The sequence below is a fragment of the Rhizobium sp. BK313 genome, assembly GCF_014193655.1.
Classification (GTDB): Bacteria; Pseudomonadota; Alphaproteobacteria; order Rhizobiales; family Rhizobiaceae; genus Rhizobium.
The window spans coordinates 2,287,441-2,303,168 of the sequence record NZ_JACHZQ010000001.1 but is presented as its reverse complement, the minus strand read 5'-3'; the positions used below and the strand labels follow the sequence as shown (position 1 = coordinate 2,303,168).

15 protein-coding genes are annotated in these 15,728 nt (G+C 60.7%); 13 read left to right on the top strand and 2 right to left on the bottom strand.

What is annotated here, in order from left to right; genetic code table 11:
* Positions 1-186 precede the first annotated feature (186 nt).
* On the bottom strand, positions 187-2,382 hold the full coding sequence (locus FHT86_RS11105) for a transglycosylase domain-containing protein (protein ID WP_133706780.1): 2,196 nt from the start codon (positions 2,380-2,382) through the stop codon (positions 187-189).
* A gap of 165 nt (positions 2,383-2,547) precedes the next feature.
* Between FHT86_RS11105 and FHT86_RS11100 the strand changes: the two genes are divergently transcribed.
* A complete protein-coding gene (locus FHT86_RS11100; protein ID WP_133706779.1) occupies positions 2,548-3,033 on the top strand; it encodes a YcgN family cysteine cluster protein in 486 nt (161 codons plus the stop codon).
* On the opposite strand, the gene FHT86_RS11095 is transcribed toward FHT86_RS11100, so the two are convergent.
* Positions 3,011-3,340: an MmcQ/YjbR family DNA-binding protein gene (locus FHT86_RS11095; RefSeq protein ID WP_133706778.1), complete on the bottom strand. Its 330-nt coding sequence runs from the start codon at positions 3,338-3,340 to the stop codon at positions 3,011-3,013. The two genes, FHT86_RS11100 and FHT86_RS11095, sit on opposite strands and share 23 nt — an antisense overlap.
* 160 nt (positions 3,341-3,500) lie before the next feature.
* Between FHT86_RS11095 and FHT86_RS11090 the strand changes: the two genes are divergently transcribed.
* The 12 genes from FHT86_RS11090 to FHT86_RS11035 all read left to right on the top strand — a co-directional run bounded on the left by FHT86_RS11090 (position 3,501) and on the right by FHT86_RS11035 (position 15,627).
* Positions 3,501-3,809: a Dabb family protein gene (locus FHT86_RS11090; RefSeq protein WP_133706777.1), complete on the top strand. Its 309-nt coding sequence runs from the start codon at positions 3,501-3,503 to the stop codon at positions 3,807-3,809.
* Between the two features lie 562 nt (positions 3,810-4,371).
* Positions 4,372-4,620 carry a hypothetical protein gene (locus tag FHT86_RS11085; protein ID WP_133706776.1) on the top strand — a complete coding sequence of 83 codons (249 nt, stop codon included), beginning with the start codon at positions 4,372-4,374 and terminating at the stop codon, positions 4,618-4,620.
* 136 nt (positions 4,621-4,756) lie between these two features.
* A complete protein-coding gene (locus FHT86_RS11080) occupies positions 4,757-5,428 on the top strand; it encodes a response regulator transcription factor (protein ID WP_133706775.1) in 672 nt (223 codons plus the stop codon).
* The gene (locus tag FHT86_RS11075) at positions 5,418-6,815 is read left to right on the top strand and encodes a sensor histidine kinase (RefSeq protein WP_133706774.1); all 1,398 of its coding nucleotides are present in this window, start codon (positions 5,418-5,420) and stop codon (positions 6,813-6,815) included. Before FHT86_RS11080 ends, FHT86_RS11075 begins: the two co-directional genes overlap by 11 nt.
* A gap of 91 nt (positions 6,816-6,906) precedes the next feature.
* The gene (locus FHT86_RS11070) at positions 6,907-7,341 is read left to right on the top strand and encodes a hypothetical protein (protein ID WP_133706773.1); all 435 of its coding nucleotides are present in this window, start codon (positions 6,907-6,909) and stop codon (positions 7,339-7,341) included.
* Between the two features lie 197 nt (positions 7,342-7,538).
* Positions 7,539-8,690 carry a c-type cytochrome biogenesis protein CcmI gene (gene ccmI, locus FHT86_RS11065; RefSeq protein ID WP_133706772.1) on the top strand — a complete coding sequence of 384 codons (1,152 nt, stop codon included), beginning with the start codon at positions 7,539-7,541 and terminating at the stop codon, positions 8,688-8,690.
* Positions 8,687-9,136, top strand: coding sequence for a cytochrome c maturation protein CcmE (gene ccmE / locus FHT86_RS11060; RefSeq protein WP_133706771.1), 450 nt, complete (start codon positions 8,687-8,689; stop codon positions 9,134-9,136). Before ccmI ends, ccmE begins: the two co-directional genes overlap by 4 nt.
* A complete protein-coding gene (locus tag FHT86_RS11055; RefSeq protein WP_133706770.1) occupies positions 9,133-11,121 on the top strand; it encodes a heme lyase CcmF/NrfE family subunit in 1,989 nt (662 codons plus the stop codon). Before ccmE ends, FHT86_RS11055 begins: the two co-directional genes overlap by 4 nt.
* Positions 11,118-11,573, top strand: coding sequence for a cytochrome c-type biogenesis protein (locus FHT86_RS11050; protein WP_133706769.1), 456 nt, complete (start codon positions 11,118-11,120; stop codon positions 11,571-11,573). The genes FHT86_RS11055 and FHT86_RS11050 overlap by 4 nt, the downstream gene beginning before the upstream one ends.
* Positions 11,574-11,748: 175 nt before the next feature.
* The gene (locus tag FHT86_RS11045; protein ID WP_133706768.1) at positions 11,749-13,308 is read left to right on the top strand and encodes a Do family serine endopeptidase; all 1,560 of its coding nucleotides are present in this window, start codon (positions 11,749-11,751) and stop codon (positions 13,306-13,308) included.
* A gap of 148 nt (positions 13,309-13,456) precedes the next feature.
* The gene (locus FHT86_RS11040; protein WP_133706767.1) at positions 13,457-14,215 is read left to right on the top strand and encodes a response regulator transcription factor; all 759 of its coding nucleotides are present in this window, start codon (positions 13,457-13,459) and stop codon (positions 14,213-14,215) included.
* Positions 14,212-15,627, top strand: coding sequence for a sensor histidine kinase (locus FHT86_RS11035; RefSeq protein ID WP_133706766.1), 1,416 nt, complete (start codon positions 14,212-14,214; stop codon positions 15,625-15,627). The genes FHT86_RS11040 and FHT86_RS11035 overlap by 4 nt, the downstream gene beginning before the upstream one ends.
* Positions 15,628-15,728 lie beyond the last annotated feature (101 nt).

Genomic DNA, 15,728 nt, shown 5'->3' with positions numbered 1-15,728 from the left:
CCCAGAGCATAGGCGCAAGGTCGGTTGTTTGCTTCCGAAACGACCTCTACCAAGGCTATTTTGTTGAGGCATCTTTTCGGTGGAAATCCGGCAAACTAAACAGATTTAGCTAACGATCGAGCCGTTAACATCTATCCCCATCTGACTTGGACAGTAGACCTTCCGCTCTTTTGTCAGCTGTGAAAGCTATTCCGCCGCCGCAACCTTCTGCACCGCGAGCGGCGCTGCCTCCTTCAGCTTCTCGCCGATATCGCGCAGGATCTTCGTGGAATCCACCGATAACGAGCGCGGCCGGATGAGTGGGGGTAGCGTGTTTTCGGCCGGTGTCGCCGCTTTCTTGGCGGCTACGGTCTGTGGCTTTTGCACCGGGAAGGGGTTGTCGATGCCGGGGATCGGTTTCAGCACGATACCCTGGTGGGCATAATCCATGATCTTCTTGAAAGTCATCGCCGGCAGCGTGCCGCCCGTCATGTTGTTGGTGGATGTATAGTCGTCGTTGCCGAACCAGACGGCGCAGGTGTAGTTGCCGGTGAACCCGATGAACCAGGCATCGCGATAGGCTTGCGTCGTGCCGGTCTTGCCGCCGACGACGATGCCGCGGTCGAGGGCTGCCCTGCGGCCTGTGCCGATCACCGGGATCTGCGTCAACATCTGGTTCATGTAGGAGTTGGCTTTTTCGGAGAGCACCCGTTTGGCCGGAGGCTCATCGCGATTGAAGTCGTAGAGCACCTTGCCGTCATAGCCCATGATCTGAGCGATGCCGTGGCGGCGCGATTGCATGCCATCCGCCGGGAATACGGCATATGCGGTCGCTTGATCGAGCACGGTCACTTCGGATGTGCCGATCGGAATGGTCTTGTCATTGCGGATCGGGGTTTCGACGCCCAAGGCCTTCGCCATGTCGCGGATCGGCTGGATACCGAATTTCTCCTTGGCGAGGCGCACTGGAACGGTATTGATCGACTGCGCGATCGCCTGTGTCAGCGTCACTTTGCCTTCATAGCGGTTTTCGTAGTTGTGCGGGCTCCAGTTGCCCCAGGTGATCGGCGCGTCGACGATGGTCGATGTCGGCGTCATGCCGCTCTCCATGGCGACAGAATAGGTGTAGATCTTGAAAGACGAACCCGGTTGGCGCAGTGCCTTGGTGGCGCGGTTGAACTGGCTTTCGCCGTAATCCCGGCCGCCGACCATGGCGCGTACCGCGCCGCCGTTTTCGATGATGACGCTCGCGCCCTGTTTGGCGTGATAGCGCTCGCCGTATTCCATCAGGCTCGATTCGACTGAATCCTCCGCTGCCTTCTGCAGGCCCATGTCGATGGTCGTACGAACGATCAGCGAGCGCTCCGGGAAGCGGGTGGCAAGCCGCTGCACTTCGTCGAAGGCCCAATCGAGGAAGAAATCGGGGGATTCGATCTGGGCGCGATCGACGACGGAGGCGGGGTTGCGCCTGGCGGCGATGACTTGTCCCTCGGTCATCAGCCCGCTTTGTACCAGATTGGTCAGGACGTCGTTGGCGCGAGCGCGTGCTGCCGGCAGGTTGACATGCGGCGCATATTTCGCCGGCGCCTTGAACAAACCTGCGAGCATGGCGGCCTCGGCCAGATTGACGTCGGTGATGCTCTTGCCGAAATAGAATTGCGCTGCTGCGGCAGCGCCGAAGGTTCCGCCACCCATATATGTGCGGTCGAGATAGAGGCTGAGGATTTCCTTCTTGGAGAGATTGGCCTCCAGCCAGATTGCGAGGAAGGCTTCCTTGATCTTGCGGTCGATCGAACGCTCGTTGCTGAGGAAGACGTTCTTGGCGAGCTGTTGCGTCAGCGTCGAACCGCCTTGAACGACGCCGCCAGCCTGCGCGTTGACGGTCAGCGCCCGGAAGAGGCCGAAGACATCGATGCCGAAGTGGTCGAAGAAGCGGCGGTCTTCGGTCGCCAGAACCGCCTTGACGAAATAGTCCGGCAATTGGTCGACCGGCACTGAATTCTCATGAATAATGCCACGATGACCGATAACATTGCCATAGCGATCGAGGAAAGTGACGGCGAAGTTGCCGCGGTTGCGCCAGTCCCCTTGCGTGGCTTCGAAAGCCGGCATGGCGAGCATCAGCATGACCACGGAACCGGCGGTACCGAGCGTCAGTCCCTCGCCAAGCAGTTCGAACAGGATGCGCCTCCAGCCGCGGGCGCGAAAACGGCGGAAGAAAATGGTAATGTCTTCCCAGAGTTCGGCGAGGCGAAAGCCCGCGTTCCACAAGGTGGAGTCGATCCAGGAATCGATGCGCAGGAAAATATGGCGCTTCCGGCGCGGCCGCTGCTCCGCTTGGCCCTCCGGTTGTGTATCGGGCTTGGTCTCTGGCCCGCTCTCTGGATTGGATGGGTCTTCCACGCTCTACTTCCCGACCGCAATGCCGCATCGCGTATTCCCTTAGGACACGCAAAGCCTATTCTCTCATAGACCGGCGGATTGAATAATTGGTTGATTTAGGGAAAAGAACAAGAGACATGCATGCCGCAGCCCGCATTTCCCTCGCGAGCAGCGAGGACGACAACGATGGACGACATACCTTTCTGGAAAAATAAGACGCTGACGGAGATGAGCACGCCCGAATGGGAGAGCCTCTGCGACGGCTGCGGTCTCTGTTGTCTCAACAAGATCGAGGAGTGGGATTCGGGCGACATCTATTTCACCTCGATCCGCTGCAAGTTGATGGACGGCGAAAGCTGTCGCTGCACCAGCTATCCGAACCGCTGGGATTTTGTGCCTGATTGCGTGCAACTGACGCCGGAAAAAGTTCCGGAGCTGGAATGGTTGCCGCCCACCTGCGCCTATCGCCTCGTCAACGAGGGTCGCGACCTCTATTGGTGGCATCCGCTGGTATCGGGCGATCCCGAAACGGTTCATATAGCCGGCGTCTCCGCACGCGGTCGCACGGTGAGTGAAAGCGATGTCGATCTCGATGATTTCGAGGATTACATCGTCGATTGGCCGTTGACGGTGGAAGACGACATGGAAGCTAGTCCTCCGGCAAAGTCATAGTTTTCGGCGCTACATTGCGCCACGCCTGTCGCACGAGCGTGCATATCGTTTCGTCAACCAAGATATGATGGAAAAGCCGCGTCCAGCCCTTGAGCCCCCAGCCACCCGGCACGGCAAGGACGTGCTCCGGTACGGTTGCCAGCAGCATCTGCTGCTGATCGGGTGTCAGCTTGACGACACAGAATTCCGGGCTCGGAAGCGTCAGGTAAATCTTTCCGCGAACGCGAAAATCCCGGTTTCCGAAATGCGAGCTCTCCACCGTTTCCGGCAGGCTAAGTGCCAAGCCAATAAGGTCGTCGTCGGTCATGACTGAAAGATTAGCATAGGAAGGAACTACGCTGTAGGTACCAGCATCTCTTCGCCTCTTGCGACGAAACGGCCACCCTGCCGGAACTGGCTCCTCGTTGAAATAACCGTGCCCGCATGATATCGCGCGGTGCCTTCGCCAACGCACAAGGAGCCTCCGCGTGATCCGCCACATCGTCTTCTTCACCGTTCCCGATCGCGCCAATCTGGAGGCAGTAAGGTCCGGGCTGTCGATCCTGACGGCTATTCCGCATGCACGCCTGCTGGAGATCGGCACGAATGTAAAGACTGATCAGCTCGGCACCGACGTCGATCTTGTGGTCTACGGTGAATTCGACGACGAAGCGGCGCTTGCCGCTTACAAGGCGCATCCGAACTACCAGCTTTCCATCGAACGTGTCCGCCCGTTGCGTGAAATGCGGATCGCGGCGGATTATGAAAGCACGACGGCGGTGCGGGAACCAGTGTAGCGGGATCCTTCGCGGCGAACACGGCTATTCGGCAGTCTTTTCAAAAGGCTGGATAGTCTCGCGGAATCCAATTCGCTGCAGTTGGATTCACTGCGCGAAGTCCCTGACTCACTTTCTCACGCCTTCGATTCAACGCTGGAAAACGTCGCGGCAAGCGATTCAAAAGACTCAAGGAAACCGTCGTGTTTTACGTTGGTAAAACACTTGAAGGCCGGTTGCATCGGCCTGGAGAGCATCGCCGATCATGGCGTGCCTATGAGTTGATGATAATCAAGAAAGATTAAAAATGCCTGACTTTTCCGAGTGCCCTCGGAAACCTTTGTCGCAAGCGTCAGCCCATCATCGACGCGGGTCAGCGGCCGAGGTTCTGAGCATTCGGCGAGCCGCTGCCTTCGTATCGCTGATATCGTCGTCTTCAGGTCGAATAAACGCAAGGACTTAAAGGGGATGGAGGCCTGCGCGCACGTTCTGCGCGTGGAAAATTACGGCCCATTCATTTGCCATTCAGACGCGTTTGGGTAAATATTCGCTCAAGTTAATGTCCCCATGGGAAGTCTGGAGCATGGCATCATTTCTGAGCATAGCAGCAGCGGCCGCCGTCATGGCCGGCTCGGCTGTTTTGCCGACGCCGACGCCGACCCTGGTGGCGCGTGCGAATAGCGACTGCAGCGAGGCTGCCGCTGAGGTAGTTGCCAAGACCGGGGGACAGCTCCTTTCTGCACAGCCGTCAGGCGATAGCTGCGTCATTACCGTTCTCGTCCAGGGCAATGGTCAGCGGCCGCGCAAGGTGACCATGAAGGTGCCGATGTAGGTGGAAACACTTTCACGCCGACACGCAAAGGACACTCTAACGCTTTGAATCTCACGCAAAATCTTTATGGCCGCCAGATTCCACTCGGGCCTGATTTGCAGTACTATTTCTCGAACCGGGGAAATTGGGTCGGAATATGCGCATTCTCATAGTCGAAGACGATATCAATTTGAACCGCCAGCTTGCCGAAGCCTTGAAGGAAGCAGGATATGTTGTCGATACCGCCTTCGACGGCGAGGAAGGGCACTTCCTCGGCGAGACCGAGCCCTATGACGCGATCATCCTCGATATAGGCCTGCCGGAAATGGACGGGATCACCGTACTGGAGAAATGGCGCGGCGCAGGCAGGGGGACGCCGGTGCTGATCCTGACGGCCCGCGACCGTTGGAGCGACAAGGTCGCCGGCATCGATGCAGGCGCCGACGATTATGTCGCCAAACCCTTCCACGTGGAAGAAGTGCTGGCCCGCATCCGGGCGTTGATCCGCCGCGCCGCCGGCCACTCTTCGTCTGAAATCATCTGTGGCCCGGTGCGCCTCGATACCAAAAGCTCGAAGGCCACGGTCAACGGCAAACCGCTGAAGCTTACCTCGCATGAATACCGGCTGCTTGCTTACCTCATGCACCACAAGGGCGAGGTCGTCTCGCGCACGGAGCTGGTCGAGCATATGTACGATCAGGATTTCGATCGCGATTCCAATACGATCGAGGTTTTTGTCGGCCGCCTGCGCAAGAAGATGGGCGTCGACCTGATCGAAACCGTCCGCGGTCTCGGCTATCGCATCCAAGCGCCGACCAATGCGAATTAAGTCGCTCACTGCTCGTGTTCTGCTGTTGACCACACTTTGGTCCGCCGTGGCGCTGGTGGTGATTGGCCTTGTCATCTCAAATATCTATCGCAAGAGCGCCGAACGCGGTTTTCAGGATCTACTGAGGGCGCAGCTTTATAATGTCATCAACTCGGTCACGATCGGCGATCAGGGGGCGCTGTCCGGCAGCCCGCAGCTTGGCGACCTGCGTTTCGCCCAGCCGAAGACCGGTTGGTACTGGATGGTTGAACCGCTCGGCACCTATACGGCAACGCCGTTGGTTTCCCCCTCGCTCGGCGCCTCGAGCCTACCCGTTCTTTCGGTCCTGGAAGCGCCTTTCGACAAGAATTACGAGCGCTATTACATCGTCACCGACGCCTTCGGAAATCAGGTGCAGGTCGCCGAGACCGAGGTCGTGCTCGACACTGACGGCCGCGCCGCGCGCTTCCGTGTCACCGGCAACGTCGCCGTGGTCGAGGACGACGTCCGCAATTTCTCTCACAGCCTCTATTTCGCGCTCGTCGGTTTCGGCGTCGGCAGCCTTGTCGTCAACGCGCTCGCCATTCTCTATGGCCTCAAGCCACTCGACAAGGCGCGCGCGGCACTGGAGCGCATCCGTGCCGGCGAGAGCGAGCGATTGCAGGGGGATTTCCCGCGTGAAATCCTGCCGCTCGCCAACGAGGTCAATGCGCTGATTGACAGCAACCGCCGCATCGTCGAGCGGGCGCGCATGCAGGTCGGCAATCTCGCCCATTCGCTGAAGACGCCGATCGCGGTCCTGCTTAACGAATCCCGCGTACTGGAGCGTTCGCACGGCGACCTCGTCAAGAACCAGGCCGAGGTCATGCAGGGGCAGGTGCAATCCTATCTCAACCGCGCCCGCATCGCCGCGCAGCGCGAATCCGTGCTCGCCCGCACCGACGCGGAGCCGGCGCTGGAGCGGCTGGTGCGCGTCATGCGGCGGCTCAATGCCGATAAGGAATTCGAGCTTTTCGTTTCGCCGAACCTGTCGCTTGCCATGGAGCAGCAGGATCTGGAGGAAACGGTCGGCAATCTCCTGGAAAATGCCGCGCGCTTTGCCGAGCATAAGGTGCGCGTCGCGGCCAACGAAGCGCCGGCCGAGGTGAAGGGCATCGATCCGGCACGACGTCACTGGGTGGAACTGGTGGTCGAGGACGATGGCCCGGGCCTGGAACCGGATCAGATTCGCGAGGCGATGAAGCGCGGCCGCCGGCTCGATGAAAGCAAACCTGGCACCGGTCTCGGCCTGTCGATCGTCAGCGAGATCACCAACGAATATCAGGGGCGGCTGGAACTGTCCCGAGGTTCCTGGGGTGGACTTCGCGCCAGCCTAATTCTACCGGGGGTAACAAAGGATGTTGCGTGATGCGCGGCATGATGCCAGAAAGATGCGGTGCGCCATGGTGATGCCGCATCGCAGTACCTCTAGTTTTGCTCGTTGATACTGGTTCGGTTGTATGAAGCTTCGCACCTTTTTTCTGATTGCTCCGTCCCTTCTCGCCGCCATCGCCCTTTCCGCCTGCTCGACAACGAGCGGCAAAGGTGGCGTCACCGGATTTCTCTCCTCCTCCGCCAAACCAGCTGCCTCGACGCGCTACATCGCGGCCTTGGATGGAGGCATCGTCGGTCGCACCGGCATCAAGCTCAGCGACAACGACAAGCAACGAGCGCTGGAAGCGGAATATCGGGCACTGGAAACCGCACCGCTCGGCCAGCCCGTCGCCTGGACCGGCAAGAACGTCAATGGCGAGGTCGTGGCCGCAGCACCCTATCAGGTCGGCTCGCAAAATTGCCGCCAATACACCCACACGATCACCGTCGACGGTAAACCGACCCAGGCGAGGGGCGCTGCCTGCCGCAACGACGACGGCACCTGGACGCCATTGAACTGACGCATATCGCGCAAAGTGCGCAACGATTTTGCGCGACATGCGCAAAATCAAGAGCCTAAAGCGCGAGGAGCGAATCCTAGGGATCGCGATGCGCTTTTGAATTCGGCGGTCCCGAAAATCGCGGCCAAACGCCTCAAATCTTCGTCAACGTGGCTTTGGCGGTTGGAATAAGCGCCCCGTTAAAGTATTGGGCGTCTATGCTGTTCTGGATTCTCGTAGCCGTTCTGACGGCGATTGTCGGCGCCGTCCTGCTCTATCCCCTTCTGCGCGGAGCAAAGGTGACTGATGACGGGCGTGCCGGCGAGGCTGCCGTTTATCGCGATCAGCTTCGCGAGCTGGGCCGCGATCTCGCGGGCGGCCTGATCTCTCCGGAAGAGGCGGGCTATGCCCGCGCCGAAATCGGCCGCCGCCTGCTTGCCGTTTCGAATGCCGGACCGAGTGCCGCGAAAGCGCCTGCGGGCGGCAATCGCTTCTCGCAGGCTTTCATCATCATCCTGCTGCCGGTCGTCGGCCTCTGTCTCTATCTTTCCAAGGGCAATCCCGGCCTGCCGTCACAGCCACTGGAAGCGCGGCTCGAACATCCCGGCAACGATCTCGCCATCTCGATCGTCAAGGTCGAGCGGCATCTGGCGCAACATCCGGACGACGGCAAGGGTTGGGAAGTGCTGGCGCCGATCTACCTTAAGACCAACCGCATCGGCGACGCTGAGCTTGCCTATCGCAATGTCATTCGCCTGCTCGGCCCCAGCGCCGAGCGGCTCGGTGATCTCGGCGAAGTTCTGGTCATGAAGGCCGACGGCGTCGTGACGGCAGAGGCGCGGGCTACATTGCAGCAGTCGCTGGCGCTTGATGCCGATAACCCGCGCGCGCTTTTTTACCTCGCGCTGGCGCTGGAGCAGGGCGGCAAGGCAGCGGAAGCCAAGACTGCCTTCGAGGCGCTGGCGAAACAATCGCCTGCCGACGCGCCATGGATGGCTGCTGTCAACGACCATATCGCCAAGAACGGCGGCACGGCCGATATGGCCGGGGCAGGTCCGGCAAACGCCAATGCGCCCGGCAATCCCAGCGCCGAGCAGGTTGCTGCCGCAGATGCCATGAACAACGGCGATCGCCAGCAAATGATCCGTGGCATGGTCGAGAGCCTGGACGCCAAGCTCAAGGAAGATCCCAGGAATTTCGAGGGCTGGATGCGGTTGATCCGCTCCTACGCCGTGCTGAACGACAAGGACCGCGCGGTGGATGCCCTGAAGCGCGGCCTTAAGACCTTCCCCGCTGACGGCGGCGAAGGGCAACAGCTTTTGGCACTGGCGAAGGAGCTCGGACTGCCGACGGAGGTGACGCAGCAATGACCCGCAAACAGAAACGTCTGGCTGTCATTGCCGGCGGCATGGGCTTCATCGCCGCCGCAGTGCTGCTCGTTCTCTTCGCCTTCAGCCAGTCTGTCGCCTATTTCTACATGCCGGGCGATCTCGCCAAGAGCCCGGTCAACGCCGGCACGCTGATCCGCCTCGGCGGCCTCGTCGGTCAGGGTAGCTTGGTGCGCGGCGAAGGAACGCAGGTTCAGTTTTCCGTGACCGACGGCACCGATGCGATCAAAGTCAAATACAATGGTATCCTGCCCGATCTCTTTCGCGAGGGGCAGGGGGTCGTTACCGAAGGCAGGTTCGAGCCGGGCAGCGATGTCTTTGTTGCCGACAGCGTGCTTGCCAAGCATGATGAGCGTTACATGCCGAAGGAAGTCGCCGACAAGCTGAAGGCGGACGGCGTCTGGAAGGGTGAGGAAGCAAGCCAATGATCATCGAGCTCGGACACTACGCGCTGGTGTTGGCGCTCGCGACCGCGATCGTCGTCTCGATCATCCCTGTGATCGGGGCGCGGCGGGGCGAGTTGTCGATGATGGACATCGCACCGATCGGCGCAGTCGTTATGTTCGCACTGGTCGCCTTTTCCTTCGGCGTTTTGACCTATGCCTATGTCGCCTCCGATTTTTCCGTGCTGAACGTCTGGGAGAATTCTCATTCGCTGATGCCGCTGATCTTCAAGATCTCCGGCGTCTGGGGCAATCACGAGGGATCGATGATGCTCTGGCTGCTGATTCTGGCGCTGTTCAGCGCCATGGTGGCGCTGTTCGGGCGCAACCTGCCGGACACGCTGCGCGCCAATGTGCTCGCCGTGCAGTCCTGGATCTCGTCGGCCTTTCTGATCTTCATCCTTTTGACCTCCAATCCGTTCATCCGCCTCAATCCGGCCCCGGCCGAGGGTAAAGACCTCAATCCAGTGCTGCAGGATATCGGCCTGGCGATCCATCCGCCGCTGCTTTATCTTGGCTATGTTGGCTTCTCCGTCTGCTTCTCCTTCGCCGTCGCCGCCTTGCTGGAGGGCCGTATCGATGCCGCCTGGGCGCGCTGGGTTCGTCCCTGGACGCTCGCCGCCTGGACTTTTCTGACGCTGGGCATCGCCATGGGTTCCTATTGGGCCTATTACGAGCTTGGCTGGGGCGGCTGGTGGTTCTGGGATCCGGTGGAGAATGCCTCGTTCATGCCCTGGCTTGCCGGCACGGCTCTCCTGCATTCCGCGCTCGTCATGGAGAAGCGCGATGCGCTGAAGATCTGGACGGTTCTCCTGGCGATCCTGACCTTCTCGCTGTCGCTGCTCGGCACCTTCCTGGTGCGCTCCGGTGTGTTGACTTCGGTGCATTCCTTCGCCAGCGATCCGACCCGCGGCATCTTCATTCTCTGCATCCTGTTGATCTTCATCGGCGGCGCCCTGGCGCTCTTTGCCTTCCGCGCACCGCGGCTTGCTGCCGGCGGCCTGTTCGCGCCGATTTCGCGCGAGGGATCGCTGGTGCTGAACAATCTTATCCTGACGGTCGCCTGCGGCACGGTGTTGACCGGCACGCTCTATCCGTTGGCGCTGGAGACGTTGACCGGCGACAAGATTTCCGTCGGCCCGCCCTTCTTCAACATGACCTTCGGCCTGCTGATGACGCCGATCCTGATTGCGGTTCCTTTCGGGCCACTGCTTGCCTGGAAGCGCGGTGACCTGCTCGGCGTGCTGCAGCGGCTCTATGTCGCTGCCGGTCTTGCCTTGATCGCCGGTCTGGTCCTGTTCTACCTCCGCCATGGCGGGCCGGTGCTTGCCGTTCTCGGTCTGGCGGCCGGCTTCTTCCTGGTCTTCGGCGCGGTCACCGATCTCTGGTATCGCGCCGGCGTCGGCAAGGTGGCGGGCAACGTTGCGTGGCGGCGGCTGATGGGTCTGCCGCGCTCGGCGTTCGGGACGGCGCTTGCGCATGCCGGGCTCGGCATCACCGTGCTCGGCATCGTCGCGGTCACGACATTCCAAACCGAAAACATCACCGAGATGAAGCCGGGTGGCACCGCTGATCTCGGCGGCTATACGCTGCGTTTCGACGGCATCCAACCGGGTGTCGGTCCGAATTATACCGAGGATCGTGCCCGCTTCACGGTTACCCGCGGTGGCGTCGCCGTCGCCAACGTCTCGTCCTCCAAGCGCCTTTTCACCGCCAGCCGAACGGCCACGACCGAGGCCGGCATTCTGACCCTTGGTCCGAGCCAGCTCTACGTCTCGCTCGGCGATCCCACCAACGATGGCGGCATGGTCGTGCGCATCTGGTGGAAGCCCTTCATCATCTGCATCTGGGGCGGCGCCATCGTCATGGCGCTGGGCGGCTTCGTCTCGCTCAGTGACCGTCGCCTGCGCGTCGGCGCGCCGAGCCGTAAGGCGAAGCCGGTCCGCCCAGTTATGGAGCCGGCGGAATGATCCGGCAATTGGTCCTGGCTCTGGCAGTCCTCCTCGCCGCCGCACCCGCCTTCGCAGTCAATCCCGACGAGGTGCTGCCCGACAAGACCCTCGAAGCACGCGCGCGAACGATTTCGGCCGAGTTGCGCTGCATGGTCTGCCAGAACCAGTCGATCGACGATTCCAATGCCGATCTTGCCCGCGACCTGCGCCTTCTGGTGCGCAAGCGCCTCGTCGACGGCGATACCGACAAGCAGGTAATTGACTATCTCGTTTCTCGTTACGGCGAGTTCGTGCTATTGAAGCCGCGCTTCAGCGAAAAGACGCTGTTGCTCTGGGGCGCACCGGCCACGCTCTTCCTCGTTGGCGGGCTTGCTCTTATCGTCTATGCCCGACGCCGTGCGGGTAAGCCGACGGGGACGCGGCTGACGGCAGAGGAAGAAGCGCGTCTCAACGAGATCCTCGGCAAGTGATGTTGCACGACAAGTTGTCTTTACCCCGTCGAAGACATTTCGCTACATTACGAACTTTTCATTGGTCGGACAGTTCGCTGTAAGGTCTGAAGCCCTATATCTTTCCCATAACCCATCACCGCCGGTTCCACCGGCAGAAGAACAATCGGACGAGAGAAGAGAAGGTAACTCGCATATGTTCAGGAATATCAAGGACGTTCTGTCCCGTAGCACCGCTATGAAGGCTTCTGTCGTCGCCGGCCTCGCTGTCGCTGCCCTCGCCACCGGCGTTCCGGCTGAAATCAGCCGTTCCTATGCCGATGCCGTCAATGTCCAGGCTCCGCAGGTTCCGAGCTTCGCCAATGTCGTCGACGCCGTGTCTCCGGCAGTTGTTTCCGTTCGCGTCGAGTCGCGCGTCAATCCGGTCGCCGATGAAGACGATTCCTTCGGCCTCGGTCGCGGTTTCGACGAACTGCCGGACGATCATCCGCTGAAGAAGTTCTTCAAGCAGTTTGAACAGCAGCAGGGTCATAACCAGCAGCAAGGCCAGAACCAGCAGAAGGGCCAGCAGGATGGCAAGGGCCGTCTGCGCCCGGTTGCGCAGGGCTCCGGCTTCTTCATTTCCGAAGACGGCTATCTCGTTACCAACAACCACGTCGTTTCAGACGGCGCAGCTTTCGTCGTCGTGCTCAATGACGGCACGGAACTCGATGCCAAGCTGGTTGGCAAGGACCCGCGCACCGACCTCGCCGTGCTGAAGGTCGACGGCAAGGGCAAGAAGTTCACCTACGTCAATTGGGCTGACGACGACAAGGTTCGCGTCGGCGACTGGGTCGTTGCGGTCGGCAACCCCTTCGGCCTCGGCGGCACAGTCACCGCCGGCATCGTCTCGGCCCGTGGCCGCGATATCGGCTCCGGGCCTTATGACGACTTCATTCAGGTCGACGCAGCGGTGAACCGTGGTAACTCGGGTGGCCCGACCTTCAACCTCAACGGCCAGGTTGTCGGCATCAACACCGCCATCTTCTCTCCGTCTGGTGGTAGCGTCGGCATCGCCTTCGCAATCCCCGCGACCACCGCCAAGAACGTCGTCACCGACCTGATCAAGACCGGCACCGTGTCGCGCGGCTGGCTCGGCGTGCAGATCCAGCCGGTGACCAAGGACATCGCCGAATCCCTCGGCCTGTCCGAGCCGAGCGGTGCGCTCGTCGTATCCCCGCAGGACGGCTCTCCCGGCCAGAAGGCCGGCATCAAGAATGGCGACGTTGTGACCGCCGTCAATGGCGACCCGGTCAAGGATCCGCGCGATCTCGCCCGCCGTATCGGCGCGATGCAGCCGGGCTCCAAGGTCGATGTCTCGCTGTGGCGTGACGGCAAGGCCCAGTCGGTTACTGTCGAACTCGGCACGCTGCCGGCCGACCAGAACCAGGCTTCGAACGACGACAACTCGCAGCAGCCCCAGCCGCAGCAGCCATCCTCGGAAAAGGCGCTTGCTGATCTCGGCCTCACCGTCGGTCCATCCGATGATGGCAAGGGCGTCGCGATTACGGGTGTTGATCCGGACTCCGACGCTGCCGACAAGGGCGTGAAGGAAGGCGAGAAGATTACCTCGGTCAACAACCAGCAGGTCTCCAATGCCGGCGACATCGCCAAGGTTATCGACCAGGCGAAGAAGGACGGCCGCACCCGCGCGCTGTTCCAGATTCAGTCCAACGACGGTAGCCGCTTCGTCGCTCTGCCGATCAACGCCGGCTGATATTTCGGCCAATTGAAGTGATTTGGGAGCCGCGCAGGCCACGGCTAGCGCGGCTCCTTTGTTTCCAGGCGTGGTCTCCAAAAGTGCATAGTGATTTTTGGGACAGGACCATGGCTTATCGACGAATGGCTTTCAGGGCAGGTAGAAGATGACAACCGCTGGCCAACATGCTGTGAACTCCTCCGATTCCGGTTGTGCTGAGGCATCGCCGACGGGTAATGTTGTTCACATGAAGATTTTGATTATCGAAGACGATCTCGAAGCCGCCGCTTATCTCACCAAGGCGTTTCGCGAGGCCGGCATTATTGCCGACCATGCGAGCGACGGTGAGAGCGGCCTCTTCATGGCGACTGAAAACGTCTACGATGTCGCCATCATCGACCGCATGCTGCCGCGCCGCGACGGTCTTTCCGTCATCAGCGAACTGCGTCGCAAGGGTGTGCATACGCCGGTTCTCATTCTGTCCGCACTCGGTCAGGTCGACGATCGCGTCACCGGACTTCGTGCGGGTGGCGATGACTACCTGCCGAAGCCCTATGCTTTCAGTGAATTGCTCGCCCGCGTCGAAGTTCTCGGTCGCCGCAAGGGCACGCCGGAGCAGGATGTGCTCTACCGCGTCGGCGATCTCGAGCTCGATCGGCTGTCGCATGAGGTTCGCCGCGGCGGCAAGGAGATACTCTTGCAACCGCGCGAATTCCGCCTGCTCGAATATCTGATGAAGAATGCCGGCCAGGTGGTGACGCGCACCATGCTGCTCGAAAATGTCTGGGATTACCATTTCGATCCGCAGACGAACGTTATCGACGTGCACGTCTCGCGGCTGCGTTCGAAGATCGAAAAAGATTTCAGCCAGCCGCTGTTGAAGACGATCCGTGGCGCCGGCTACATGATCAAGGACGAGGGATGAGCCGCTTTCGCGTTCTCTTCAAGTCCACCGCAGTCCGCCTGTCCGCCCTTTACATCCTCCTCTTTGCGCTCTGCGCCGCTACACTCGTCTTCTACGTCACGGCCATGTCGGAGCGGTTGCTGACCGGGCAGATCCGCGATGCCGTGCAGCAGGAAGTCAGCCAGGTCAAGCGCGCTTACGATGTGGGCGGCTTGAACCTGCTGCTGCGCACGATGGAGCGCCGCGCGCGCCAACCCGGCGCCAATCTCTACGTCATCGCCAGCCCCTCCGGTGATATCCTCGCCGGCAACGTCGCGTCGGTGCAGCCTGGCGTTCTCGGCGAAGCCGGTTGGACGGAATTGCCCTTCATCTATGAGCGCTATACGGACTCAGGCACCGACCCTGAACGACGGCATCTGGCGATCGCCAATATCTTCCTTCTCGACAATGGCCTGCGCATCCTGATCGGCCGCGACCTTGGCGAGCCGGAGCGCTTCCGCGTGCTGGTGCGCCAAGCCTTGATGCTGGCGCTGGCGATCATGGGTCTCGGTGCGCTGGTCATCTGGTTCGGTATCGGCCGCAACGCGCTGAAGCGCATCGACCGCATGACCGATGCCAGCCGCAAGATCATGGCCGGTGATCTCTCGCAGCGGCTGCCGGTCGGCGGCTCCGGCGACGAATTCGATCGCATGTCGACATCGCTGAACGCCATGCTGGAGCGCATTGAGAAGCTCAACGAAGGCTTGCGGCAGGTCTCTGACAACATCGCCCACGACTTGAAGACGCCGCTGACGCGGCTGCGCAACAAAGCGGCTGATGCGCTCGACAATGCCAACAACGAAGGCCGGCGTGTCGCTCTGGAAGGCATTATCGGCGAGTCTGACCAGTTGATCCGCACGTTCAATGCGCTGCTGATGATCTCCCGCGTCGAGGCAGGTTCCGTTGCTGCTGAGATGACAGGCGTCGACCTCTCTACCATTGTTGCGGACACGGCCGAGCTTTATGAGCCGGTCGCTGAAGAGGCAGGCCTGACACTGACGACCGATATCGAGTCTGATGTCGAGGTGCAGGGCAATCGCGAGCTGATCGGCCAGGCGATCTTCAATCTGATCGACAATGCCGTCAAATATGCCTCCGGCTGCCCAGGCAAGCAGGCGGTCGTGCTGAGACTGTCGCGTACGCCCGATGCCGTGAATCTTGCTGTCGCGGACCATGGTCCGGGTATTCCTGCCCACCAGCGGACGGAGGTTGTCAAACGCTTCTTCCGCCTCGACGAGAGCCGCTCCAAACCCGGCACCGGCCTTGGTCTCGCACTGGTAGAAGCGGTGATGGAGCTGCATGGCGGCCGGCTGGAACTTTCCGATACCGACCCGGCCAGTGCAGACGCTCGCGGCCTGACCGTAACCATGATCTTCCCCACGCAGAAACAATAGATTAATCCTGCACTATCGGATTGCTCCGTGCATCGTCTCCAAATCGACGCCCGATTTTAGAGATCATGTATCGATTCAAGATGTTACTTGCGTCTTTACCC

What these genes read in the sequence shown, in the direction of transcription:
- FHT86_RS11095 (WP_133706778.1), bottom strand. Translation starts at nt 3,340, where the DNA reads ATGACCGACGACGACCTTATTGGCTTGGCACTTAGCCTGCCGGAAACG.
- FHT86_RS11050 (WP_133706769.1), top strand. Translation starts at nt 11,118, where the DNA reads ATGATCCGGCAATTGGTCCTGGCTCTGGCAGTCCTCCTCGCCGCCGCA.
- FHT86_RS11040 (WP_133706767.1), top strand. Translation starts at nt 13,457, where the DNA reads ATGACAACCGCTGGCCAACATGCTGTGAACTCCTCCGATTCCGGTTGT.
- ccmI (WP_133706772.1), top strand. Translation starts at nt 7,539, where the DNA reads ATGCTGTTCTGGATTCTCGTAGCCGTTCTGACGGCGATTGTCGGCGCC.
- FHT86_RS11100 (WP_133706779.1), top strand. Translation starts at nt 2,548, where the DNA reads ATGGACGACATACCTTTCTGGAAAAATAAGACGCTGACGGAGATGAGC.
- FHT86_RS11075 (WP_133706774.1), top strand. Translation starts at nt 5,418, where the DNA reads ATGCGAATTAAGTCGCTCACTGCTCGTGTTCTGCTGTTGACCACACTT.
- FHT86_RS11085 (WP_133706776.1), top strand. Translation starts at nt 4,372, where the DNA reads ATGGCATCATTTCTGAGCATAGCAGCAGCGGCCGCCGTCATGGCCGGC.
- FHT86_RS11055 (WP_133706770.1), top strand. Translation starts at nt 9,133, where the DNA reads ATGATCATCGAGCTCGGACACTACGCGCTGGTGTTGGCGCTCGCGACC.
- ccmE (WP_133706771.1), top strand. Translation starts at nt 8,687, where the DNA reads ATGACCCGCAAACAGAAACGTCTGGCTGTCATTGCCGGCGGCATGGGC.
- FHT86_RS11035 (WP_133706766.1), top strand. Translation starts at nt 14,212, where the DNA reads ATGAGCCGCTTTCGCGTTCTCTTCAAGTCCACCGCAGTCCGCCTGTCC.
- FHT86_RS11070 (WP_133706773.1), top strand. Translation starts at nt 6,907, where the DNA reads ATGAAGCTTCGCACCTTTTTTCTGATTGCTCCGTCCCTTCTCGCCGCC.
- FHT86_RS11080 (WP_133706775.1), top strand. Translation starts at nt 4,757, where the DNA reads ATGCGCATTCTCATAGTCGAAGACGATATCAATTTGAACCGCCAGCTT.
- FHT86_RS11045 (WP_133706768.1), top strand. Translation starts at nt 11,749, where the DNA reads ATGTTCAGGAATATCAAGGACGTTCTGTCCCGTAGCACCGCTATGAAG.